This is a genomic window from Shewanella sp. YLB-07, assembly GCF_009377275.1.
In genome coordinates, this window is the sequence record NZ_VOQB01000004.1 from 412,254 (window position 1) to 436,104 (window position 23,851).

General features: G+C 47.7%; 20 protein-coding genes. 9 read left to right on the forward strand and 11 right to left on the reverse strand.

Annotation, left to right across the window (positions count from 1 at the left end):
- The first annotated feature begins 88 nt into the window (after window positions 1–88).
- Both FS373_RS11415 and FS373_RS11420 read left to right on the forward strand, forming a co-directional pair.
- Entirely contained in the window at window positions 89–2,680 is a 2,592-nt protein-coding gene (locus FS373_RS11415) for a glycosyl hydrolase family 18 protein (RefSeq protein WP_152829462.1), read from the forward strand.
- 154 nt (window positions 2,681–2,834) lie between these two features.
- Window positions 2,835–4,535 (forward strand): glycoside hydrolase family 19 protein, encoded by a 1,701-nt coding sequence (locus FS373_RS11420; RefSeq protein WP_152829463.1) that lies wholly within the window; start codon window positions 2,835–2,837, stop codon window positions 4,533–4,535.
- Window positions 4,536–4,626: 91 nt separating this feature from the next.
- Here the strand turns inward: FS373_RS11420 and FS373_RS11425 are convergent, their stop codons facing one another.
- On the reverse strand, window positions 4,627–5,097 hold the full coding sequence (locus FS373_RS11425; RefSeq protein WP_144045198.1) for an FKBP-type peptidyl-prolyl cis-trans isomerase: 471 nt from the start codon (window positions 5,095–5,097) through the stop codon (window positions 4,627–4,629).
- Between the two features lie 427 nt (window positions 5,098–5,524).
- On the opposite strand from FS373_RS11425, the gene FS373_RS11430 reads away from it, so the two are divergent.
- The gene (locus FS373_RS11430; protein ID WP_227992687.1) at window positions 5,525–10,513 is read left to right on the forward strand and encodes an Ig-like domain-containing protein; all 4,989 of its coding nucleotides are present in this window, start codon (window positions 5,525–5,527) and stop codon (window positions 10,511–10,513) included.
- Between the two features lie 103 nt (window positions 10,514–10,616).
- Here FS373_RS11430 and FS373_RS11435 read toward each other — a convergent pair whose 3' ends face one another.
- From FS373_RS11435 to FS373_RS11445, 3 genes are all read right to left on the reverse strand, one after another.
- Entirely contained in the window at window positions 10,617–10,997 is a 381-nt protein-coding gene (locus FS373_RS11435; protein ID WP_144045199.1) for a DUF1294 domain-containing protein, read from the reverse strand.
- A 111-nt stretch (window positions 10,998–11,108) separates the two neighbouring features.
- Entirely contained in the window at window positions 11,109–11,591 is a 483-nt protein-coding gene (locus FS373_RS11440; RefSeq protein WP_144045200.1) for a hypothetical protein, read from the reverse strand.
- Window positions 11,592–11,677: 86 nt separating this feature from the next.
- On the reverse strand, window positions 11,678–12,142 hold the full coding sequence (locus tag FS373_RS11445; RefSeq protein WP_152829464.1) for a hypothetical protein: 465 nt from the start codon (window positions 12,140–12,142) through the stop codon (window positions 11,678–11,680).
- Window positions 12,143–12,314: 172 nt separating this feature from the next.
- Here FS373_RS11445 and FS373_RS11450 point away from each other — a divergent pair, with 172 nt between their 5' ends.
- A complete protein-coding gene (locus FS373_RS11450; protein WP_229381099.1) occupies window positions 12,315–12,773 on the forward strand; it encodes a MarR family winged helix-turn-helix transcriptional regulator in 459 nt (152 codons plus the stop codon).
- A gap of 11 nt (window positions 12,774–12,784) precedes the next feature.
- On the opposite strand, the gene FS373_RS11455 is transcribed toward FS373_RS11450, so the two are convergent.
- Complete coding sequence (locus FS373_RS11455; protein WP_144045202.1) at window positions 12,785–13,261, reverse strand: hotdog fold domain-containing protein; 477 nt, start codon at window positions 13,259–13,261, stop codon at window positions 12,785–12,787.
- Window positions 13,262–13,529: 268 nt separating this feature from the next.
- Between FS373_RS11455 and FS373_RS11460 the strand changes: the two genes are divergently transcribed.
- Both FS373_RS11460 and FS373_RS11465 read left to right on the forward strand, forming a co-directional pair.
- Window positions 13,530–14,486 (forward strand): DUF368 domain-containing protein, encoded by a 957-nt coding sequence (locus tag FS373_RS11460; RefSeq protein WP_152829465.1) that lies wholly within the window; start codon window positions 13,530–13,532, stop codon window positions 14,484–14,486.
- Window positions 14,487–14,490: 4 nt separating this feature from the next.
- A complete protein-coding gene (locus FS373_RS11465) occupies window positions 14,491–14,679 on the forward strand; it encodes a hypothetical protein (protein ID WP_144045204.1) in 189 nt (62 codons plus the stop codon).
- A 54-nt stretch (window positions 14,680–14,733) separates the two neighbouring features.
- Here FS373_RS11465 and FS373_RS11470 read toward each other — a convergent pair whose 3' ends face one another.
- A complete protein-coding gene (locus FS373_RS11470; protein WP_144045205.1) occupies window positions 14,734–15,081 on the reverse strand; it encodes a DUF3634 family protein in 348 nt (115 codons plus the stop codon).
- A gap of 192 nt (window positions 15,082–15,273) precedes the next feature.
- On the opposite strand from FS373_RS11470, the gene FS373_RS11475 reads away from it, so the two are divergent.
- Entirely contained in the window at window positions 15,274–15,462 is a 189-nt protein-coding gene (locus tag FS373_RS11475; protein ID WP_144045206.1) for a hypothetical protein, read from the forward strand.
- A 94-nt stretch (window positions 15,463–15,556) separates the two neighbouring features.
- Here the strand turns inward: FS373_RS11475 and FS373_RS11480 are convergent, their stop codons facing one another.
- From FS373_RS11480 to FS373_RS11495, 4 genes are all read right to left on the reverse strand, one after another.
- Window positions 15,557–16,276, reverse strand: a complete 720-nt coding sequence (locus FS373_RS11480; protein WP_144045207.1) for a TorF family putative porin — start codon at window positions 16,274–16,276, stop codon at window positions 15,557–15,559.
- Between the two features lie 170 nt (window positions 16,277–16,446).
- On the reverse strand, window positions 16,447–16,812 hold the full coding sequence (locus tag FS373_RS11485; protein ID WP_322619489.1) for a cupin domain-containing protein: 366 nt from the start codon (window positions 16,810–16,812) through the stop codon (window positions 16,447–16,449).
- A 100-nt stretch (window positions 16,813–16,912) separates the two neighbouring features.
- Entirely contained in the window at window positions 16,913–18,403 is a 1,491-nt protein-coding gene (locus tag FS373_RS11490) for a CoA-acylating methylmalonate-semialdehyde dehydrogenase (protein ID WP_144048845.1), read from the reverse strand.
- A gap of 91 nt (window positions 18,404–18,494) precedes the next feature.
- On the reverse strand, window positions 18,495–19,832 hold the full coding sequence (locus FS373_RS11495) for an aspartate aminotransferase family protein (protein WP_144045209.1): 1,338 nt from the start codon (window positions 19,830–19,832) through the stop codon (window positions 18,495–18,497).
- Between the two features lie 205 nt (window positions 19,833–20,037).
- On the opposite strand from FS373_RS11495, the gene FS373_RS11500 reads away from it, so the two are divergent.
- Window positions 20,038–21,549, forward strand: coding sequence for an aldehyde dehydrogenase (locus FS373_RS11500; protein WP_152829466.1), 1,512 nt, complete (start codon window positions 20,038–20,040; stop codon window positions 21,547–21,549).
- A gap of 118 nt (window positions 21,550–21,667) precedes the next feature.
- On the opposite strand, the gene FS373_RS11505 is transcribed toward FS373_RS11500, so the two are convergent.
- A complete protein-coding gene (locus FS373_RS11505) occupies window positions 21,668–22,894 on the reverse strand; it encodes a dicarboxylate/amino acid:cation symporter (protein WP_407695632.1) in 1,227 nt (408 codons plus the stop codon).
- Window positions 22,895–23,521: 627 nt separating this feature from the next.
- Here FS373_RS11505 and hspQ point away from each other — a divergent pair.
- Window positions 23,522–23,851 (forward strand): heat shock protein HspQ, encoded by a 330-nt coding sequence (gene hspQ / locus FS373_RS11510; RefSeq protein ID WP_144045210.1) that lies wholly within the window; start codon window positions 23,522–23,524, stop codon window positions 23,849–23,851.

Consider the following 23,851-nt stretch of genomic DNA (forward strand, 5'->3'; position numbering starts at 1 on the left):
ATGGTATTAAGAATAGGTTGTTATCCTGTTCAGCTTTGTTTGCCTTATTGATTATTTTATAAAAAATAAAAAACAATAAGGACACCCTATGTTTAACACTAAACTCTCATCCGCTGCGCTCGTCGTGGCTAGCGTACTCGCCTCATCGGCTTATGCAGCTGTTCCTGGTAAGCCAACGATAGGTTGGGGCGAAACCAATTTTTCAATTATTGAAGTTAACCAATCTGCCACCGCTTACAATCAACTCGTTACCGTTAAAGATGCCGCAGAAGTCTCTGTTAGCTGGAACTTGTGGTCAGGTGAGTTGGGTGAGACGGCTAAGGTGTTATTTGACGGGGTAGAGGTCTGGTCGGGCACTTCCACGGCGTCAGGATCTGCGACATTCAGTATCAATCAAGGTGGTCGCTACCAGATGCAGGTTCAGCTTTGTAACGCTGAAGCTTGTACTCTCAGTGATGTTAAAGAGATCATAATCGCCGATACCGATGGTAGCCACCTGTTGCCGTTAGAGACTCAGCTTGGGGAAAATAATAAGCCCTACGTCAACAAGTCTGGCAAGGTGGTGGGCAGTTATTTTGTCGAGTGGGGCGTTTACGGTCGTAAGTTTCCCGTCGATAAGATGCCGGCACAAAATCTCACTCATATTCTTTATGGCTTTACCCCCATCTGTGGTGGTGACGGTATCAATGACAGCTTGAAAGAGATCGAGGGCAGTTTCCAGGCTCTGCAACGCGCCTGTAGTGGCCGTGAAGATTTCAAGGTGGCGATACACGATCCTTGGGCGGCTGTGCAGATGCCGCAAGCCGGAGTCAGTGAGTTCTCTGACCCATACAAGGGTAATTTCGGTCAATTGATGGCGCTGAAACAAGCTCAGCCAGATCTTAAAATACTGCCTTCTGTCGGTGGCTGGACCCTGTCAGATCCTTTCTACTTTCTGGGCGACAAGGTCAAGCGTGACCGTTTCGTCGCGTCGGTGAAAGAGTTTTTACAGACCTGGAAGTTTTTCGACGGTGTGGATATCGATTGGGAATTTCCTGGTGGTAATGGCGCAAATCCAAATCTTGGCGATCCCGCTACCGATGGTCAAACCTATGTGCTCTTGATGAAAGAGCTTAGGGCCATGCTCGATGAACTGAGTGCTCAAACCGGCAGAAGCTATGAACTCACGTCTGCTATCAGTGCTGGCGCCGAGAAGATTGCCCTGGTGGATTATCAAGAAGCTCAGCAGTATATGGATAACATCTTCCTGATGAGCTATGACTTTTACGGCGCATGGTCAAACACAGATCTTAACCATCAAGCCGCGCTTTATGCCGCGAGCTGGAAGCCAGATACCAAGAACACTACTCAAATTGGCGTGAATGCGCTGCTCGCTCAAGGGGTCACTCCCGAGAAGATTGTCGTTGGTGCCGCCATGTATGGTCGAGGCTGGACTGGTGTAACTGGATACCAAGGTGGTAATCCATTTACTGGAACGGCAACTGGCAAGGTTAAGGGAACCTGGGAAGATGGCGTGGTCGATTATCGTCAAATTGTGAATGAATACATGTCTGGCGAATGGCAGTACGAATATGATGAGGTTGCCGAGGCTGCTTATGTATTCAAGCCTTCTACCGGTGACTTGATCACTTTCGATGATGCTCGCTCCGTAACAGCTAAAGGCCAGTATGTTATGGCGAATCAGCTAGGTGGTCTGTTTGCATGGGAAATTGACTCAGATAATGGTGACATTCTCAATGCTATGCATGAAGGACTCGGTCATGGCGAAGGTACGACACCCCCTGTTAACAAGGCGCCTATCGCGAATGCGGGCAGTGCACAAAGCGTCACTGGCCCGAGCGATATCGTGCTCGATGCTGGTTTGTCACGAGACCCAGAAGGACAAGCTATTACCTATGCCTGGACACAAACATCAGGCCCGGCTTTAACCTTAGTCAATGCCGATATGGCCCAAGCGAGTTTCAGCTTGAACGCAACCGATGCCGACCTTATCTATGCTTTCTCACTCACGGTCACAGACCCTGAAGGTTTATCGGCAACGGCGACGACTTCAGTCACTAATATGGCCCCTCAAGCTAACCGAGCACCAGAGGTATCACTGGATGGGGCAGTATCAGTCGACTCAAATAAGCAGGTGAGTGTTGCAGCAAGTGCCAGCGATGCCGACGGCGACAGCTTAACCTACAGCTGGACTGTCCCTGCGGGCTTAGCTGCGACCGGGCAATCAAGCGATACCTTAGTTGTGACTGCGCTGGCAGTGACTGAAGACACAGTTTATACCTTGAGCGTCTTGGTATCCGATGGTGCACTGGACGCCTCGGCTCAGACTGTATTGACGGTGAAGGCGCCTACAACTGGCGGCTGTGATTCAAGCGATCCCGATGCAGGTAATCATCCTGCATGGAAAACTGGCACTATCTATAATGGCGGCGAGACCGTAAGCCATAACTGCTTAGTTTGGAAAGCTAAGTACTGGACTCAAGGTAATGAGCCAACGGTGACGGCAGATCAATGGGCGCTGCAGAGTAATGTTGAGATGGGATGGAATGCAGGAGTGGCCTATAACGGTAGCGAGCAGACCACACACAATGGACATACCTGGCAGGCAAAATGGTGGACTAAAGGTGAAGAACCTGGCGTTGCCGATGTCTGGAATGATCTTGGTGTTACAGCCAACTAATCAGCAGTATTCGTCATCATGAGGGGGAGAGATCCCCCTACTTTTCCTATTCAATCTACCTAAGCATCAAATAATAGTATTAAAAGAGCCTTATTCAGCCTAGTGCTGGTTAGCTTGCTCTTGTGTCTATATTTAGGTGCTAAGAGAGCTTCTAATGAAACATCATCAATTAGCCATCTCTATGCTGACTTCAGTTATGGCATTTCCCCTACTAGCCGTCGAACCGGTACATTTTACTCAAACCGAGATTGATGCCACGGAGGCACAATTAACCGGTTTCCCTCTGATGCGAGCGGTAAAATCATCCATTGCGACACGAGATAACTCTGCTGTTGAAGCTGTCTCTGTCGCTAACCCGAATAATCCGGATAATGTGAGACGTCTCGAGTCTGTATTGAGTGGAGCGCAATTTGAGTTTTTGTTTCCCGTTCGGGCCCCTGAATACACTTATCTTGGCTTGTTGCAATCCGCGGCTAAGTTTCCAGCCTTATGTGGTGAATACTCTGATGGCCGAGACAGTCTTGCCATCTGTCGAAAATCCTTGGCGACCATGTTTGCTCATTTCGCCCAGGAGACAGGCGCCCATGATAAGTGGATGACTGAGCCTCAATGGCGACAAGGTCTGTATTGGGTGCGCGAGGTCGGTTGGGATGAGACTAAGCGCGGTGGCTATAACATGGAATGTAACCCTGATACATGGCAAGGACAGGAGTGGCCCTGTGGCACATTTGCTGATGGCAGCTATAAGAGTTATTTTGGCCGCGGTGCTAAGCAGCTTTCCTATAACTATAACTATGGGCCGTTTTCGGATGCCATGTTTGGTGACGTTCGTACCTTGCTCAATAACCCTCAGCAAGTTGCCGATACCTGGTTAAACTTGGCCAGTGCAGTGTTCTTCTTCACTTATCCTCAGCCACCTAAAGCCTCTATGCTGCATGTTATCGATGGTACCTGGCAGCCCAATGCCAGAGATGCACAAAATGGTTTGAAAGCCGGGTTTGGTATCACCACTCATATCATCAATGGCGGCATCGAGTGTGGCAGTGGCAGCGAAAAGCCCCAGTCCCAGAATCGTATCGAATACTATCAGGCGTTGGCGCAGTATATGGGGGTGCCCATAGAGCCTAATGAGGAACTGGGTTGTAAAGATATGAAGCCCTTCGATACTCAAGGTGCCGGTGCCATGCAAATATACTGGGAGCAAGACTGGTCCTATATTCCGGGTAATCCAAATGGGGGTAAGAGTTACGCCTGTAAGCTGGTGGGTTACCAGACTCGCTATAGTGCTTTCAAGGAGGGGGATTATGTGCGTTGTCTGCAGCATTTCTTCCCTGAGGTTATGATTGATGACTCAGGCACTCCGACAGCGCCTACAGATCCGATCAATCAGCCGCCGGAGGCTCAGATCCAAGGTCCATCAGAGGGGGAGGCCGGTGCTGCTATCTCACTCTCAGCTGCTCAGTCCAATGATCCCGAGGGAGGCGCTTTGAGTTATCTATGGCAATTACCTGTGGGCGGTACTGCGCCTGCACTTAATCTAGTGAACCTTGAGTTGAGCCTACCTATACCAAGTAGTAGTGAGAGTGTCTCTGTGATGCTCACGGTTACCGATGAGGCGGGGGCGACTTCGGTTAAGGCTCATAGCGTCTTAGTTAAGGTGGCTGGCGAGATTCCACCCGATGGAGCAAGTCCCTATCAGGCTGGGCATGCTTATGCTGCGGGAGACATTGTCAGTAATGCTAGTGGTCTATATGAGTGTAAGCCTTTCCCTTATACAGCTTGGTGCGCGGGTGCAGCATGGGCATACGAGCCGGGAGTCGGTGCAGCCTGGCAAGATGCCTGGCTAGCCAGATAGCAGATAGCTGACTTTAATTAGATGTTGAATAATGAAATGAAAAACGCGCCTTTGAGGCGCGTTTTTCATTTTGTAGAGGTCGCGTAGGTGATCAATCTATGCTGATAAGCTCCACATCGAAAATGAGTACCGAGCCTCCAGAAATCTTACCCGTTGAGCGATTGCCATAGGCCAAGGTACTTGGAACAAAGAAGCGAACCTTCTCTCCGGTTACCATAAGTTGCACGCCTTCTGTCCACCCTTTGATCACACGATTAAGGGGAAAGGCAATAGGTTCACCGCGTTCCACTGAGCTGTCGAATACCGTTCCATCGAGCAATGTACCGTGATAATGGACGGTAACGGTATCGCTGGCTTTAGGGTGGATTTCGCCATCTCCCTTATTCAATACTTTATATTGAAGACCTGACAAGGTCTCGACCACACCTTCTTTGGCCTCATTTTCTGCTAAGAAAGCCTTGCCTAGTTCGATATTTTCCTTAGACACTTTCTGATTGTTCATTGAGGTAAAGAAATAAAAAATGACGCCGGCAATGACGACAATGGCTAAAAGCATTTTCATGAAATGGATCTCTTGATTGAATTAACCCAATGGTACTGATTGGCGGGTATTGGGTAAAGAAACTTTGAGTTTAGATATACTCAGATTTAGCGCTTATTGTGCAGCTAAATTGAGGTTATGATACACTTTACTCTAAGCTGTTAATAATTAAGAAAATAAGATAAAAATTCTAGCACCTTGTTTTTCTTGTGTTTCACTTTGATTTCTATATTTGATGGGTGAGTGGCAGTTTGATGTAAATCAGTTGCAACATCTCGGCAGTTGCAATAGTTTTAATTGGATTAGTTGGTGTGGTGTTGGTTATTAAGGGTGTTAACTCGAAAATTGAGACCTGCACTTAACATGACAAGGATGTGAGTGATTGATAACTCCACTTGTGTTTTCTGGACGTACGTTATGTACTAACCAGCTTAGATTGGAATTGATAATGATGACAAGCGTCAAATCTCTGCACTACTTTTTTCTATTTTCCCTACTTTTTCTATTATCGGCCTGTGGCGGTGACAACGACGGTTTCCCTACTGGCGGATGTGGGGGTGAAGGTGATCCTTGTCCGGCTTTTGCGGTTGAATTAACCGTGTCCCCCCAGCTGAGTACCTTAGCGGTGGGAACCGATGAGCAATATTCTGCATTGGCACTCTATAGTGATGGCACGCGAAAGGATGTCACCTCTGATGTTATCTGGTCGAGCAGTGTCCCGGAAATAGCTGAAATAGCAGCGGGAGGGATTGCTGTTGCACAGACGTCTGGTACTACAAATATCATGGCGATATTAGCCGCGAGTCAGGCGGGTCCAGAAGTTAGCGACAGTGCTATTCTGAATGTGACTGATGCGGCGCTGACATTACTGATAATCGAACCTGGACAAGCTGAGACCTTGGTGGGATTAACCCAAGTATTTAAAGCCGTTGCCCTGTTTGCCGATTCTCATAAACAAGATGTGACGAGTTATACCGATTGGAGTGTATCAGAGCCAAGCGTTGCCTCAATTACCAGTGATGAACAGAGCAGAGGTATTGCGATAGGCCTTGTTGCAGGTGAGACTAAAGTGATGGCCAAGTATGGAGGAATGGATGCAGATGCTTCACTTATCGTGCTCAACTCGGCTGTCGATAAGCTCATTATTAGTCCTATAGATATTTCGTTCCCAGTTGGTAGCAGTCAGCAATATCGAGCGGATCTAGTGTTTGAAAATGGCTTGAGCATGGATGTGACTTCACAGTCAAGCTGGCAAAGTAACACGATTTCCGTAGCAACTATCGATCCAGGTGGGCGTCTGAATGGCCTGATAGCCGGTGAAACCCAAGTGTCAGCCAGTTTAAATTTTGCCGATGTTAATGTCTCAGACACTACTGCAGCGACAATAACTCAAGGTGTGGTGACCCAAGTTGTGGTTAGTCCGGATAGGCTAGTTAAACCTGTAGGCACTCAAGGTAATTATAGTGCGACAGCCTATTATTCGGATGGTACTACCTTAGATGTAACCCATGATGCGATTTGGTCTGTAGATGATAAGGCCGTTGCCGTTATTGTCGAGTCTGGTGAGATGGGAGGCCATGCTACGGCCCTCGAATCTGGCAATGTGGTGGTTACGGCTAGATTTCAAGAGGTATCTGGCGCAGCAAGCGCCGAGGTGACAGATGCGGTTATCGAGAGTATAGAGATCTCACCTCTGGATATCACAACTCCAGCTGGCACCAATGTAGGGTATTCTGCCCGGGCCCGATTTTCTGATATGAGCGTGCATGATATTACCTTGCTCGGTTATTGGCAGAGCGGTGACACCAATATCGCGACCATAGGGTTAACCGGCGGCTTGGCCGGTAAAGCGAGTACGCTAATCGCTGGTGAAACAGAGATCTCAATCGATTACATGGGCATGACTCAGTCGACTACCTTGACCGTTACGGATGCCAGCATAACCTCCTTACAAGTCACACCTAAAGACTTGCAGGACCCTATTGGAACTGAAGGTCAGTACAAAGCAACAGCTTATTACACCGATGGTCATAGCCAAGATGTAACCCAAGAAGCCACTTGGCTGTCTGATGACCGAAATCTTGTCAGAATTAACACTTCTGGGCCAAGAGCCGGTTTTGCACATGCCAATGCAATTGGCGAAACGAGTATCAGTGCTAGCTATAGAGGCTTATTCTCCAAAGCGGGGGCAACACCCTCGGCAACCAGCCCCATTTCAGAGCAAGGTCAAAGCGTGAAGGACACCACCAATGCCACAGTTACCGATGCTGTTTTAAAACAACTGGTCATCTCTCCGATCACGGCCACAGTAGCCGTGGGCAATAGCCAAGAGTATGTGCTGACAGGTATCTTCTCTGATTCAAGCAGTAAGGACTTGACTCAAGCTGCCCATTGGCAGGCATTCGATCCTCATGTAGCTCATGTAGAACAGGGAGAAGCGATAAGTATTGCCTCTGGGAAGACCGAGATCATTGCATACTATCGTGGAATGTCGGTTAAGGCAGAACTGATAGTGACTGACGCAGTCATTGAAAGTCTGCAAGTGACTCCGGTGCAGAATCAACTTCCTAAGGGCCAGAAGCAGCAACTTACCGCAACCGCTTTCTACTCAGATGGCCACTCAAGTGATGTCACTCAATTAGCGACTTGGTCATCTGGTGACTCGAGTATCGTTGAGGTGGTATCTCTAGGTACAGATGCAGGCTCTGCTCACGCTCTGAGCGTAGGTAATGCCACTATCACTGCGAATTTCGATGCTATGCAATCGAGCTCTGCTTTCGTGGTCACAGATGCTATTTTGGATTCAGTGTCGCTTTCTCCTATCACAGCATCTATTGCTGCGGGTAACACCCAGCAATATCAATTTATTGGACTATTTTCTGATGGTAGCAACCAGAACCTGACTAATGTGTCCAGCTGGCAATCGAGCGAAGGCTCAGTGGCCAGTGTGGATCGCCATGGTTTGGCGCAGTCATATATTAGCGGCTCAACTCAGATTCAGGCCAGCTACATAGGGTTTAGCGCAACTGCGGCGCTCGATGTGACAGATGCAAGCCTGACTAGGTTACAAGTGACTCCGGCGAATGAATCTGTACCATTAGGCACCAGTGGCCAGTATGTTGCCACGGCATTCTACTCAGATGGTCATAGCAGTGACGTCACTCAGTTGGCGAGCTGGATCGCCGTCAATGGTTCGATAGTGAATATCACTGCTACCGGCAGTAAGGGAGGTTTTGCCGAGGCGATTGGGGTCGGGGGAACTCAAGTTCAAGCCAGATTTGAGACGCAAGCTGATTCGGTCGATGTATCAGTTACCGACGTGATATTAGAGAAGTTTGTTATGAGTCCTGTGATAGCGACCGTCGCTGCAGGCTTAGAACAAGACTTTGAGGCTACTGGTATCTTCTCCGATGGTACTAGTAAGGATTTAACGAAAACTTCTTATTGGCAGAGCTCTGAGGCTAGTATTGCCACGCTTGATAGGAAGGGAGTTGCAACCAGTTATAGCCCTGGCGAAGTGACAGTGACGGCGAGGTATATTGGCTTTACCGCTACTGCAAAGTTAACGGTAATCGATGCCGAGTTAAGCTTTATTCAAGTGACACCGGCCAATGTCAAAGTACCAGCCGGGACTGAGGGACAATTTGAAGCTTGGGCTTTTTATACCGATAATCACTCGGAAGACATCACTAAAGTCGCCAGTTGGACAAGCACAGATAATGATATCGTTCATATCGGCACTGGTAGACTGAACGGCGGTTTTGCCAGTGCACTTGAGGTGGGAAGCACCCAAGTTAAGGCGCAATTTAACGGCATGAGTGCAACGGCCAATGTCGAAGTGACCGCCGCAGAAGCCATTGAGCTGACTATCTCTCCTGAGAATAAGACGGTGCCCTTAGGCTTGAGTCAAGCCTATCAATCGTTTGCTCGTTTTTCCGATGGCACCAGTAAAGAGGTGACCTTAGAGTCTAGCTGGCAGAGCTCGAATCTGGATGCGGCGACCATAGACATGGATGGATTGGCGCAAACCACTACAGGCGGTAAAACTGTCATTAAGGCCACATATAAAGGCTTAGCTGCTGAAACTAACCTCTATGTCGGTGAGTCAGTACTGGTAGAGATTCAGGTCACACCTGCTACGGCTAAGGTGAATATCAATGAGGTTCAGCAATATAAAGCGTCTGCCATCTTTAGTGATGGCTACATTAGTGATGTGACTAAAGATTCAACCTGGACAGTTGTCAATGGGGATGTAGCTCATGTTAATCCTACAGGTTCAACTGCAGGTTTGGTGACTGGTGATGTCCATGGAAGCACTGGTGTGACCGCGGAGTGGATAGGTGAGACTGGTAACGCCGAAGTCGTGGTAACCTATCTCGAGTATCTGGGGGTTGATGTTGAACCTGCCAACGATCATGTGATTGTTAATGATACTCTTCAGATGCAAGCACTAGCGGCTTACATGGACAGTGGTGGGAGTATTATTCGGAAAGATGTCACAAATCAGAGCGTTTGGTCTGTGGCTAATCACTCAATAATATCTATCAATGGCACAGGACTAGTCACTGGGATTAAGGTAGGCAACTCTGCTGTTTATGCTGATTATCAGGAATTTCGCGGTGAGGGGCGGCTAATTGTCCTCGACAGTGAAGTTACCAGTATAAAGGTCACACCCAATAATTTAGAGGTTCCACTAGGCACTAAGGGACGCTATACGGCTACGGCGACTATGTTTAACTTGTCAGAAATCGATGTGACCGACAAGGCGACTTGGTCTTCGAGTGAGCCTGATGTGATCCATATGGTCACAACCGGCTTTGATGGTGGCACAGGTACTGCTAATGAGATAGGCAGTAGTCAAATCACGGCTGAGTACGAAAAGTCGAGTAGTACGGTTACGACAACTGTAACCCCCGCAGTACTCGAGTGGATCGAAATCACACCTAAAATAGATGTCGTTTACGCTCAAGCACCTGTTCAGTTCACTGCTACTGGCTATTTTTCTGATAATACTAGTGTCGATGTAACTTTAGATGCGAGTTGGAAGAGTGATAATCCACAGAATGTCGAGATGTTTAACTCAATTCCTGGGGAAGGGGTAGGCTTGACTGTAGGTGCGTCGGCGACGATAAGTGCGACATATCAAGATAAGAGTGACTCTCGTTTATTATCAGTAGAGGATAACTATACCGTCTCAGTTGAGGTTAAACCTGCTGATATGAGTTTATCTGCTGGAAGTTATAAGACAGTTGAAGTATGGGTGACCTTTGCCGATGGAACTTCAATGAATTATGCTGATTATGTGGACTGGACTAGTAGCGATTCCGATGTAGCTACGGGGCGAGAAGATATAATCAGCGGCCACCAAGTTGGCTCTGCTGTGCTTACGGCAACTTTCGATGGTGTGTCCGGTACGGCCAATGTCACGGTGAATTAATTACTTTCAGTAATATTGAGAGTGATTACGTAAAGGCGCCTCGGGCGCCTTTCTTTTTTATAAAAGATAGTTTCTAAAATGCATTTTTTTAAAACTTTACCATCTAAAATATTGGGATCAATGCTTGTCCTTGTGGGGACATAAGCCAAATAAAGCCTGCACTGTTTAGCGCTATCATGCACCACAGCCTTATTCTAAAGCTTAATTTCTGAGACTTATGCCTCAAGCTTTGCTGAGCTATGATAGCCCCGGGCCAACCGCCGCAGAGGGCCAGTAGTTGCAAGGTGCTCTCCTTGATTCGCCACCGTCCATCTCGGGCGGCAGACTTGTCTCTGGCATAGGCAGCGAAGGTAATGACACTGCAGACAAGGTAGATGACGAATACGGCCAGTGGAAGCCTTTCAAAAAAGACACTAGCAGCAACAAGCACTAGGAAGGATAGGGCGATAATCTTAGTACCGCCTGTTTGTTTTTTTCGGGTCATGGACTTTCTGTCATTGAGAGCTATATGAAAAGAGAGTGAGTGTAGCAGAAATACGCTATTTCTAGCTCGTAGAACTCAGGTTCTTCATCATTGAATTCATATCGATTAAAGTTAAAAAGTATATCCGTGAGACCCCGCCACCGCACCCGCCACAGCGATTAAACTTAAGGACAAGAGGAAGATGTGCATCTTATGGACTAACGCAAAAGTCTTCTCGCTATCTTGCGCCGCCCTCTCATGGAACCATCTGTGGAGGAAGAGGGGTTCCAGCACAAATAGCACTAAGGTGAAGAGTGCCCAGACGAGAGTCATCAGGTGCATCCACCAAAATTGTGGGTGCAGATAACGATCCCAGCCATTGATGATATCCAGCATCACATAACCGGAGATGCCTGTGGCTAAGGTGACAAACTTGGCCTGAAATGAAAACTTACTCTCCAACTGTTCAAATAGCTGGAGTCGCTCTTCGGGGGAGGCGAGTTGTTTCACGGCCGGGATAAGGACAGTGGTGACAAATGCCACGCCACCTATCCATAATACAACTCCTAAGACATGGATAGCGCGGGCGATAACGAAATAATCATGTTTTTCCATGGAGATACTTTCCCACTAGATAAAGTCGTTAATATGCATAAAGAATACTTGTTTAATCATTATGATTCTGTGGTGTGAATCAAGCTTTAAACGTTTTGTTTAGCATTCAATGATCTGCCTGTTTTTCGCGACAATTTTCGACCCGCAATGGCATTTTTGCCCAGCAGAACCAGATTACATGCGCCGGCAATAAGCTCAATGGCTTGTACAATATAGAACTGAGTATCAAATTGTCCCGCCTGGGCCCAACTGTTCAGTATTATGGCGGCGGGAAGTAATATGACGAGTCCGTTGGCTGCGGCGATTTTCATCCTTAGCTGTTTCTGTCTTACCAGCTTATTTTTATTCCCTTTAGCCAGTAGGCTGCCGGTTATTCCTGTGAATGCCATAGCCGGGATCAATATAAATAGCCCAGGAAAAAGAATACTCGCTTTTATCTGAGCGATAAAAGCTTGGCTGGCAAAGAGTTCACTCAACAGGCTGGCACTAAAGAAAGTTGCGATACACAGACTAGCTAAAATAGCAGCGATAAGATGGATTTTAAGTTTCATGGTGTTGTCCTGTGTGGGTGTTGTTATTTGACAGTGCGTTGTCAATATTTGAATCCTACCGCATGCGACAACACGCTGTCAAGTTTGACAGTGTGTTGTCGTTGTTGCCGTGTTTTGCTATAGTGATGAGATGGCTCAAATCGAGTGAACTTAAGTGTTCAGATGAGCCGATGTGTTTACTAAAAATCAGGGGGAGCCGATGGCAGAAGATGAAGGTTTTACTCAATTGGTACTGAGTATATTTAGACTCAATGGTTTATTGATCAACGAAGGGGACATGCTGAGTCACCCTGTGGGGCTAACCAGTGCTCGTTGGAAAGTGCTGGGGGCGATAGAGCATGGTCCGCAGACAGCTTCTCAAATTGCGCGGATCATGGGGCAGACGCGCCAGAGTGTGCAACGTATCGCTAATGAACTAGACAAGCTAGGCATAGTCAGCTTCGATGACAACCCGCATCATAAGACGGCAAAATTGATCGCATGCACATCGAAAGGGACACATATGTTTGAGCAACTCGGCGGGCTTCTCCCTCAGTGGAGTGAAGCGGCACTGCAAGATATTACCGAGCAGGAGCTAGCAATCACTTTAAGAGTGATCACTAAACTCGTTACTCATTTTGAAGAGTCATAAGGGGATTAGAACTATTTTGGTGGTTTAGCCGAGATCCAAAGTTTAATGTGGCCCTGGACGACTATGATGTCGTTTTCATCATAGGCGGTAACCGGAACCAGCAGGTCTCCCTCGACCCACTGCTCGGGCTTTACCTCCGCGACACAGCGGATGTCACTACCTGCCTTAGCCGTGTAGTCTAGGCTCATGCCTTTAGGTATCCACCTTAAGTGATGAGGAATCGATGCTTCAGCCATCACGCCCATCGCCATCTCTAGCCCATTACAGATGGCGATGACATGGACGGTCTTAATATGATTATGCACGGCATTACGTTTCTTGATGAAGCATTCACAGTAATGGGGCCTGAGGTTAGTGATCAGAGGCTTGATGGTACCGAAGTAGGGGGCCATTCTAGACACCATGACTGAGAATATCTTGTTGCCGAAGGGGAATCGGGTGACCTTGTTGTAGAGTGCCATCACCTTAGTGGGTCTTTGCTGTGTCATCTTTATCTGGCCTTATTGTTATAGGGTACTGGAGCTTTGGCCCCTGGTCGGATGAGTTTAGATTATATGGATAACAAAAAACTAACAAGCTGATTTTTGGTCAATACCGGTTTGGTCCAAGGATAGTGGTCTTTTCGGAGACTAATTTAGCCTCAGCGAGCCAATTTAGCCTAAATGAAACAAAGTTCATTTCCCTTTAGCGGATCATGAACCGTATAATCCCCCTGCAGAAAAATTTTGTACCATTTAACTAAAATAAGGCTGAAAATTGAAATACCTGCTTACCTACCTAAAAGGCATGGCGATGGGCGCTGCCGATGTGGTCCCCGGCGTTTCCGGTGGAACCATTGCTTTTATCACAGGTATTCTTGATACCTTGTTAGACAGCATTCGCCGTATCAACCCAAGTTTAATCAAGGTTGTGAGGGAGCAAGGTGTCAAAGGCGCATTCAATCATATCAACGGGCCGTTCTTGGTGTGTGTCTTCGGTGGCATATTAACCAGTATTTTTAGTCTCTCTAAGTTGATCTCTTATCTTTTGATCAATCATCCGATACCTGTGTGGTCCTTTTTCTTTGGCCTTATCTTGATCTCGGTAGTGCATATGCTCAAGCAGGTAAAAAGCTTCTCTGTGATCCGAATTATGTTATTTGCTTTGGGCGTGCTGTTTGCCTGGGGGATCACTATGCTCAATCCCATCTCATTGGAGATGACCTACCTTAATATATTCATAGGTGGCAGTATCGCCATCTGCGCCATGTTACTTCCAGGGATTTCGGGCAGCTTCATCTTGTTGTTATTAGGCTTGTATCCACCCGTACTCGCCGCGGCAAAAAATTTCGACATCGCCGTGCTTGCCGTCTTTGCCACTGGATGTATTTTCGGACTGCTGACATTCAGCCATCTTCTGTCGGCACTGCTTCGCAAGTTTCACGATGCGACTCTCATCTTCTTAACGGGCTTGATGTTGGGAACTCTGGGGAAGATCTGGCCTTGGAAAGAGGTGATCTCCTGGCGTGAAAACTCTGCCGGTGAACAGGTTCCTCTGTTGGAGCAGAACCTTTCACCTATGCATTTCGAACAAGTCACCGGGCAAGCAGCGCACATTTCCTGGGCCGTAGCTGCCTTGATTGCAGGCATACTACTCGTATGGGGCATGGAGAAGATAGCCGAGTGTAATGCCGGTTCAGACACAGATAAGCCAAAGCTTAATAAAGAGAGTTAATCTAATGAAACGAGTACTTATTATCACGGCCATGTTGGGTATTTCAGCCTGCGCAACCAATATTGATTTCGATCTCGACAGCGAAGACGGTGCGAAGCAAGATGCTGTGGAAGCGATGCAAGATCCTATGATCGAAAATAATGAACGTATGATTGAGGATGCCAGAAGAGACGGCAGGATGGAGCGCGATTAGCCGAGAAGGGTGAAGCTGGTAGACAGATCCTAATAGGATCTGTCCTAGGGTTTATTAACCCGCCTGGCGACTATTGTCGACCCTTTTCTTATCATAGTATTCGAAGGGAAACAGGTTTCTAATTCTCTGTGTGATGGCGTCGTTCACATTGGCCGAAATATGCAGTCTTATCGCACCCGATAGCTTTTCACATCTGACGGTGCAGGTGAGCTTCTCGGATTTGGCCAAGGCTCGGCAGTCTTTCTGAAACTTCTCCGGGATCTTGCCCTTGTGAGATTTAAGTCTTCCATCTTTAAAGTGCATCTCGAAGAGTGTCAGTCCCTTCTTGCCGCTAAAGATGAGCTTATAAGCGAGAAAAATCCCTATTGCAATAAATAGCACTTTCAATACTGTTGGTGTCATGTCGTCATCCTGTCCTTATTTATCTCGTTACTTAATATAAATAACAATACTCCTGTGGCTGAGATTTATAAAGTGTTGTAGTGCACACTTTGTATAGAGAGTTTATATTTGTATAAAAGTAAGTTTACTTGTTATATGACCTTATTGGACTACTATTAATTCTCAGGACAGCAGTTAATCAAGGATGGTCATATGTTTTTATCTAATGCACAACGCTGGGCTCAAATTTGTGAGCGTCAAGCCGAGATCATAGAGAATCTTTCCGATGCCTTTCCCGAACGCAAAGAGCATCACAGCGATTTAGGGATCAGCTGGCGTCGTTTGGGTGATCAGGTGAGTAGGGGCCAATCTCTGGAAACATTAGATGTATTGAATAAGTAAATGCGATAAACCGCTATGGGATCGCTCTACTGAATAAGTTAAATAGAAAACCGCCAAGATGGCGGTTTTTCCTTACTAATAAATCAATAAATAGTTAGAAGCCATAGCTGGCTGTGAATAGTACCGTGCCATCATTTTGCCATGGACCATCCTTTATGATGTTGTCATCACTTAGGTTGGTTTCCAGCCAGGCCAGGGATAGTCCGAAACCAGCCAATTCTGTCGAGACTCCGATTGAGTAATCAAGATAGTCTTCACCCCAGTCGAGATCGGCGCCATCACCATAGCTGTAACCTAGATGAGCATCTATGCTCCAGTTATCACTAATTTCATAGGAATAGTTCAGCTCAGAGTAGTGCAATGACACGTCAGCATTGGCGTAATCGTTGGTGTACCATTGTGCGAAGTGGAACCCTGCATAATAGAATCCGACATTGGCCTCTAAATATTTGGTGCTCTCATCCTGTCCTGGATAGGTATAGTAAGTGAGTGTGACATCGTACTCGAACTCTTCATCTTCTCCGAGTGCTCCCCAATAGCCCACATAAAGGTCGACTTCTACATCTGAGTCATAGCTCTCATCGTCAACGTTACTTCCCCAGACTCCGGCGAAGAAGCCATTATCGGCACTGTAATCGATACTCCCTTGAAGGGCGAAGTCTCCTGCTGTTTGGGATACACCGCGAAAGCGATAGTCGTTAGTGACACTGACTTCGCCAGTGACTTCGGCTTGGGCAAGGGGAGTGATTAGCGCGGCAGCTAAGGTGAGGCCGGTAAGTTGGGCAATCCGTTTATTATTCAATTTTTTATACACGGTAGTTTCTCCATTTTACTTTATTGACATAAATGTCTTTAACAAGAGCATCTATTATTTGCCAAACATCAGCATCAATGCTGAGACCTCATGGCTTATGTTTTGAAACCTAAGCTTCAATTTTATTTAATTTTTATTCGAGCCTTTTAACCTGACTAATGGAACGAGTGCTAGCCCTCGTTTGCTTCGAAGATGACGTAGACCTTCTTGCAGGTATCTATGACCTCCCAAGTGCCACTAAAGCCCGCAGGAATGACGAACCTATCGCCCTCAGTTACTCGCATCTCCTTGCCATCATCACATCTGATCACACTGGTTCCTGATAGGATCTCGCAATATTCGTGCTCTGTGTACTCAACCTTCCACCGGCCTTTATCTCCCTGCCAGACACCGGTATGAAATTGACCGCAGGGGCTGGAGTAGTGATTGCTTAGTTCCTGGGATGGCTTGCCAGATAAGACTTTCTCATCGGCTAAGCTATAGCGTTCAATGTCCGGCGTACTGGTATTAAAGTTGATAATGTCATCGATATTCACGTTCTGAGCTCCAGGATTGGCTTAACTAATCTGGTAAAAATACTGGTAAGAATGCTGAAAAATAGTAAAGCGCAGACAGGCTGCGCTTGTTGGATTTGTGCTATTTCATTGTCGGCATGACAAACTCGGCTTTAGCATCTTTCGCCTTGGGCCAACGGGCGGTAATAGCCTTACGCTTAGTGTAGAAACGAACGCCATCGGGACCATGCATGTGTAGCGGTCCAAACAAGGAACGCTTCCAGCCACCGAAGCTATGGAATGCCATAGGCACAGGAATTGGCACGTTAACGCCGACCATGCCCACCTGGACGTGATGACAGAAGTGTCTGGCCGCTTCACCGCTCTGGGTGAAGATGGCCGTGCCATTGCCGAATTCATGTTCATTGATAAGCGCGAGTGCTTCGGCATAATCTTTTACTCTGACGATGGCTAATACAGGACCGAAGATCTCTTCCTTGTAGATGGTCATATCAGGGGTGACATTGTCGAACAGACAGCCTCCGAGGAAGAATCCTTGTTCATGGTCGGTCACACTTAAGTCGCGGCCATCGGCAAGTAAGGTGGCGCCTTCGGCAACCCCCGCATCCACGTAACCTTTCACCTTCGCAAGATGTTGAGCCGAGATGAGCGGCCCCATATCCATTTCCGGCGTGACTCCATTACCTATCCTGAGCGCCTTTATCTGAGGTAGCAGCTTCTCGACTAAGGCATCACCCGAATCACCCACGGCCAGAACGACAGATATCGCCATGCAGCGTTCTCCAGCCGAGCCAAATGCCGCCCCCATCAAGGAGCTGACGGCCTGGTCCATATCTGCATCTGGCATCAAGAGCATGTGGTTCTTCGCGCCGCCCAAGGCCTGCACTCGCTTGCCATGTTTCGATGCTGTCTCATAGATATATTCGGCGATTGGGGTCGAGCCGACAAAACTCACGGCCTGAATATCTTTGTGGCTCAACAGGGTATCGACAGCTTCCTTGTCGCCGTTGACGACATTGAAGACACCGTCAGGCAGTCCCGCTTCGGTGAGTAGCTCGGCGATACGCATCACCGAGCTTGGATCTTTCTCCGATGGCTTCATGATAAAGGTGTTACCCGCTGCAATCGCGATAGGGAACATCCACATAGGGACCATGATGGGAAAATTAAATGGCGCAATCCCGGCGACCACACCTAGGGACTGATTGACTGTCCAGGCATCGACACCACCACCAACCTGCTCGGTATGCTCACCTTTTAGCAGGTGCGGAATACCACAGGCGAACTCGACGACTTCCAGACCGCGGATGATCTCACCCTTAGCATCATCGATGACCTTGCCATGCTCACGGGTAATAAGCTCGGCCATCTCGTTCATATTGGCTTCTACTAGCGCCTTGAATTTAAACAGTACACGGGCGCGGTTGAGTGGAGACACTTGAGACCAGGTCTTATGGGCTTTTTTGGCTAGCTCGATAGCGCCGTCGACTTCGGCGGCACTGGCTAAGGATACTGTGGCCCTGTGCTCCCCCGTAGCGGGTTCAAATACTGAACTGGTGCGCTGACTCGGTGCTGTGTGTCTGCCGTTGATGTAATGATTGATCTCTTGCATAGATTCGATCCTATTAATAGAGCCCCCGGCGCGGCCGGAGGCATATGTCATCTGTTACTTGCTGGGTTAAGTGTTTAGCTCAATAAGCCTGTTAATCGGTCGCCCGAATGGCATCGGCTAAGGTGTTGACTATCTGATCTATCTCTTGCTTATCGATAATCAATGGAGGGGAGATGGCGATAATATCCGCGGTGGCTCTCACCAGAGTGCCGTTGGCAAAACAGCGCTCGAAAACATCGAAGCCTCGTTTGCCTACGCCCTGATTACTGGGGGAGAACTGAATCGCACCGACCAGACCTATATTGCGGATATCTATGACGTTTGGCAGATCCTTTAAGCTATGCATGGCATCTTCGAAATAGCCTTCGAGCTCTCTGCTGCGTTCAAACAGCTTGTCATTTTCATAGATATTCAGGGTCGCCAGTGCAGCAGCGGCCGCAACCGGGTGACCCGAATAAGTGTATCCATGGAAGAGCTCAATCCCATCGGGACCCTGCATGCAGGCATCATAAATTTTGTCATCAATAAGCACGGCTCCCATAGGGATCGCGCCATTATTGAGTGCCTTGGCTGTGGTGATAAGATCCGGAGTCACCCCCCAACGTTGGCTGGCAAAGGCATCGCCCACACGGCCAAAGGCTGTGATCACCTCATCGAAGATCAGCAAGATGCCATGTTTCTGAGTGATTTCGCGCAGACGCTTAAGGTAACCTTGCGGTGGCAAGATGACGCCGGCCGAGCCTGACATAGGCTCGACAATCACGGCAGCAATATTTTCTGCCCCATGAAGCGCGACTAACTGCTCGAGCACATCGGCTTTTTCTGCGCCCGTTGTGGGCATGCCACGGGTAAAGGCATTGCCCTGAATATCTAAAGTATGGGGGAGATGGTCGACACCGGGCAGTAGCTGCTGGCTAAACGCCTTGCGATTGCCGCCTATGCCGCCCACCGAAATACCGCCGAAACCTACGCCATGATAGCCAAGTTCACGGCCAATAAAGCGAGTACGAGTAGGCTCCCCATTGGCTCTGTGATAGTTGATGGCTATCTTGAGGGCACTGTCGACGGACTCTGAGCCAGAGTTGGTGAAGAATACCTTGTTCAGGCCCTGGGGACTCATCTGAGCCAGGCGCTCGGCGAGCTCGAATGCCAGCGGATGACCCATCTGAAATGAAGGGGCGTAATCCATCTGTTTAATCTGATGACTTACCGCTTCGGAGATCTCCTTGCGGCCATGGCCTGCATTGCAGCACCATAAACCAGCGGTACCATCGAGAATGGCTCGACCCGAGGTATCTTTGTAATACATACCATCGGCTTCGGCGAGCATTCGGGGATTAGCTTTAAACTGTCTGTTTGCCGTGAAAGGCATCCAGTAATGTTCCAGAGACTGAGCTTCGCTTTCGTTGTGATTCTGAATATCTGTCATATCATCTACCCTGATTCAGTATTAGTTGTTTTTGTGAGCGATTGATATTTTGCATGCTATGTCAGAAATAACGAACATGAAAGCTTTTTGTGCATTTATTTATAGCAAAAATGACGATTTTGTAAAAAATATTGAATTTTTATTGAAACCTAGCCAGATAAAAGCGTAATCTGAGGATCTATTAATCACCCGTCAAGAGGTCATCATGAGTACACCAAGCAGTCGCGAACAATGGCAAAACCTAGCCGATAGACTTATCAGCCAAGGAGAGATCAAGGCCGATGCCTTTATCGGGGGGGAGTATTTAGCGTCAGTGTCCGGTGAGCGATTCGATTGTGTCAGCCCCGTCGATGGCCGAGTGCTGTGTCAGGTTGCCAGTTGCGACTTAGAAGATGCCAACATAGCCGTGGCCAATGCCAGAGACACTTTCGACTCAGGAGTGTGGTCTGAACTCGCTCCGGTAAAGCGTAAACAGGTCATGATACGTTTTGCCGACTTGCTGGAGCAAAGCCGAGACGAGCTCGCCTTGCTAGAGACCTTAGACATGGGTAAGCCAATTCGCTACTCGGGTGCGGTCGATGTTGACGGCGCCGCTCGAGCTATTCGTTGGTCCGGTGAAGCTATCGATAAGATTTATGATGAACTCGCGCCTACGGCTCACAATGAGATAGGCATGATCACCCGCGAGCCGGTCGGTGTCGTCGCGGCCATAGTGCCCTGGAACTTCCCCATCTTGATGGCGTGCTGGAAACTAGGCCCTGCCTTGGCAACTGGGAACTCTGTGGTACTGAAACCTTCTGAAAAGTCTCCACTTACCGCGATTCGCATGGCGCAAATAGCCATAGAGGCGGGCATTCCAAAAGGTGTGCTCAATGTCCTACCCGGTTTCGGTCATACGGTAGGTAAGGCCTTAGCGCTGCATATGGATGTCGATACCTTGGTCTTCACTGGTTCGACTAAGATAGCCAAGCAGCTGATGATCTATGCCGGTGAATCAAACATGAAGCGTGTCTGGCTCGAGGCGGGTGGCAAGAGCCCGAATATCGTTTTCAACGATGCGCCAAATCTTAAGAAGGCCGCCGAAGCCGCCGCAGCCGCCATAGCCTTTAATCAGGGCGAGGTCTGTACCGCGGGTTCTCGGCTGTTGGTGGAAGCTGGCGTTAAAGACGAGTTGCTGACATTGATAGCCGAGGAGATGCAAGCCTGGCAGCCGGGACATCCGCTGGATCCTGCCACCACTTGTGGCGCCGTGGTGGATAAACAACAGTTGGATAATGTCTTAGGCTATATAAAATCTGGGCTCGATGAAGGCGCAAAACTCATACAAGGTGGCGAGCAGGTGATGGCAGAATGTGGCGGCGTCTATGTACAGCCGACCATATTCAGTGACGTGAATAACCAGATGACTATCGCTAAAGAGGAGATCTTCGGTCCCGTGCTATCTGTGATCACCTTCGATGGCATGGAGCAAGCCATATCAATCGGTAACGACAGTATTTACGGCCTGGCCGCAGGTGTCTGGACTTCGGATATCAGCAAGGCTCATAAGACCGCCAAGGCGCTGCGTAGCGGTATGGTGTGGATTAACCATTATGATGGCGGCGACATGACGGCACCGTTTGGTGGCTATAAACAGTCTGGCAACGGCCGCGACAAGTCACTGCATGCTTTCGATAAGTACACTGAAATAAAAGCGACTTGGATTATGTTGGATTGAAGGCTTAAGGTTCGAGGAGCTAGGATCTAGAACCTTAACTTCCCAAAAAAGCCCCTCTACGTTTTGGTAAAGGGGCTTTTTTATCGCCAATATTTATGACTAATATTCGTGATCCAGACTATTTATTTTCTGGACTGAATCTATCCATTACTACTGCGCAAACTGCGTCGCCTGTAATGTTCAGAGAGGTACGGATCATGTCAAATATACGATCCAGAGCGAACAAGAGTGGTAGGCCGTCAATCGGGATCCCGGCAGCAAGTAGTACGGCGACAACGAGGAAGGAGGGCCCTGGCACGCCGGCTTGACCTATGGCGCCCAGTGTCGAAGTGAAGATAATGGCAGCATAGGCTGTCATGGTCAGATCGACGTGATACATCTGAGCGAAGAACATGGCGACCAAGCCATAGTAGATAGCGTTCCCCGTCATGTTGATGGTCGCGCCCAGTGGTAATACGAAGGCTGTGGTTGCCTTGGAGACATTGAGCTCCTCTTCACAGGTTTCCATGGTGACTGGCAATGTCGCCATAGATGACGCGGTAGATAGTGCCATCGCCTGAGGCTTCTTCATCGCCGAGACAAACTTCATCACAGGGACGTTAGAGAAAAGCTTCACTACTAACGGAAAGAAGATGAAGGCATAGATGAGAATCGCCACCACGAATACAAGGAATAGCTTCAATACGACTTCTAGAGCCTGAAACCCGAATGAACCCACTGATTCAGCCATCAAACCAAATACGCCCAGAGGCGCAATGATCATCACGCAATTGATCATCCATACGAAGGCTTCTACTACAGTATTGAGGCCCTTGATAATCGGCTTAGCACCATCGCCTTTCACTTTACTTAATGCGATACCGAAAAAGATACAGAAGACCAAGATCTGCAGAATATTTCCCGAGGTCATAGACTCAAACACATTGGTCGGGATCATGCCTATCAGAGTATCTATGGCACTAGGAAGCGTGCCTTGCTCGGCAGTGACTTGAGCTAGTGATTGACCGTGTGCGCTAAAGTCTATGCCAGCTCCGGGTTTAAAAATATTTCCCATGACCAGTGCCAGCGTGACGGCAACGCCTGAGGTGATAATGAAGAAGGCAAAAGTGCCGATACCTATCTTACCCGCAGAAGGGCTATCACCTAAGCTGGCGGCGCCGGCGATAATGGATACTACGACTAAGGGAATGACCAGCATCTTAATCAGGTGGATGAAAATGGTACCCAGAGGCCCAAATATGACGGCATCCTCTCCCATGTAGAGGCCCACTAAGGCACCAATTATCATGGCGATAACCACCTGAATACCTATGTTATTGATTAATTTTTTATCTCGAATTGCCACGCTAACCCCGTTGTTAAACTGATCTGTAAAGCTTTTTTTAAGGGACGTAAAGCTATCACACCAGTGTATCTGACACTGTGAAACAGCACTTAACTAGGGGATTAACTCATCCTTATATAAATAAAAGCACCTTTCATTGTATTATCGTTGAAAAAGGATAGGTAAAATTCGCTTATTGTTAATATAGGTTGAGTTTCAGCAAGGCTTTTTTTGATATCTGCATCTACCGCTGCTTATTTGTCCGAAAATCTAGGTTGTTTTTCCTCATACAGTGAGTTTGCTTCGAATGAAGCTTGAGGACATTTTCTGGTTTAACTTCTAGCTGAGTGGATGTTGGCTAGTGAGTGTTAACGTTTACCTTTAAGGTTATCTATTACTTCCCTACGGGAGATGTGCACTTTCACTTTGAGAAGGCATCTGCGATGCGCCGCGAACCCTTGATTTCATACGAGTACATCTGATCTTATTCTCTGCATACTTTTAATTTTCAATCTTTGAAAATAACTGTTAATAGCTATAAATTCAGCTAGATACTATGCGCGCATGCGAAATAATAGCTTTATTAATTGTGCACGCGCACTGTACAGCTATTATTAGTCTAATCAGCTTGAAAATGGAGAAGATTGTATGGGAACGGTAACAAATATAACCAATGCAAAGTTTTCCGTTGGCGACTTAATTCACCACCGGCTTTTTGGCTATCGTGGAGTTATTGTCGATGTTGATTTGAACTTTCAACTAACTGATAGTTGGTATGAACAAGTTGCTAAGTCTCGACCTCCAAAAAATAAGCCTTGGTATAGTGTCTTAGTTCATGAGAGTTCACATTCAACTTATGTGGCCGAACAAAACTTAGCGCCTGATGATATTTTGGAACCTATTAGCCATCCAATGCTTAAACAGTATTTTTCAGAGCTAGAAAATGGTCGATATATTAGTAACAGGCCTATTAATTAA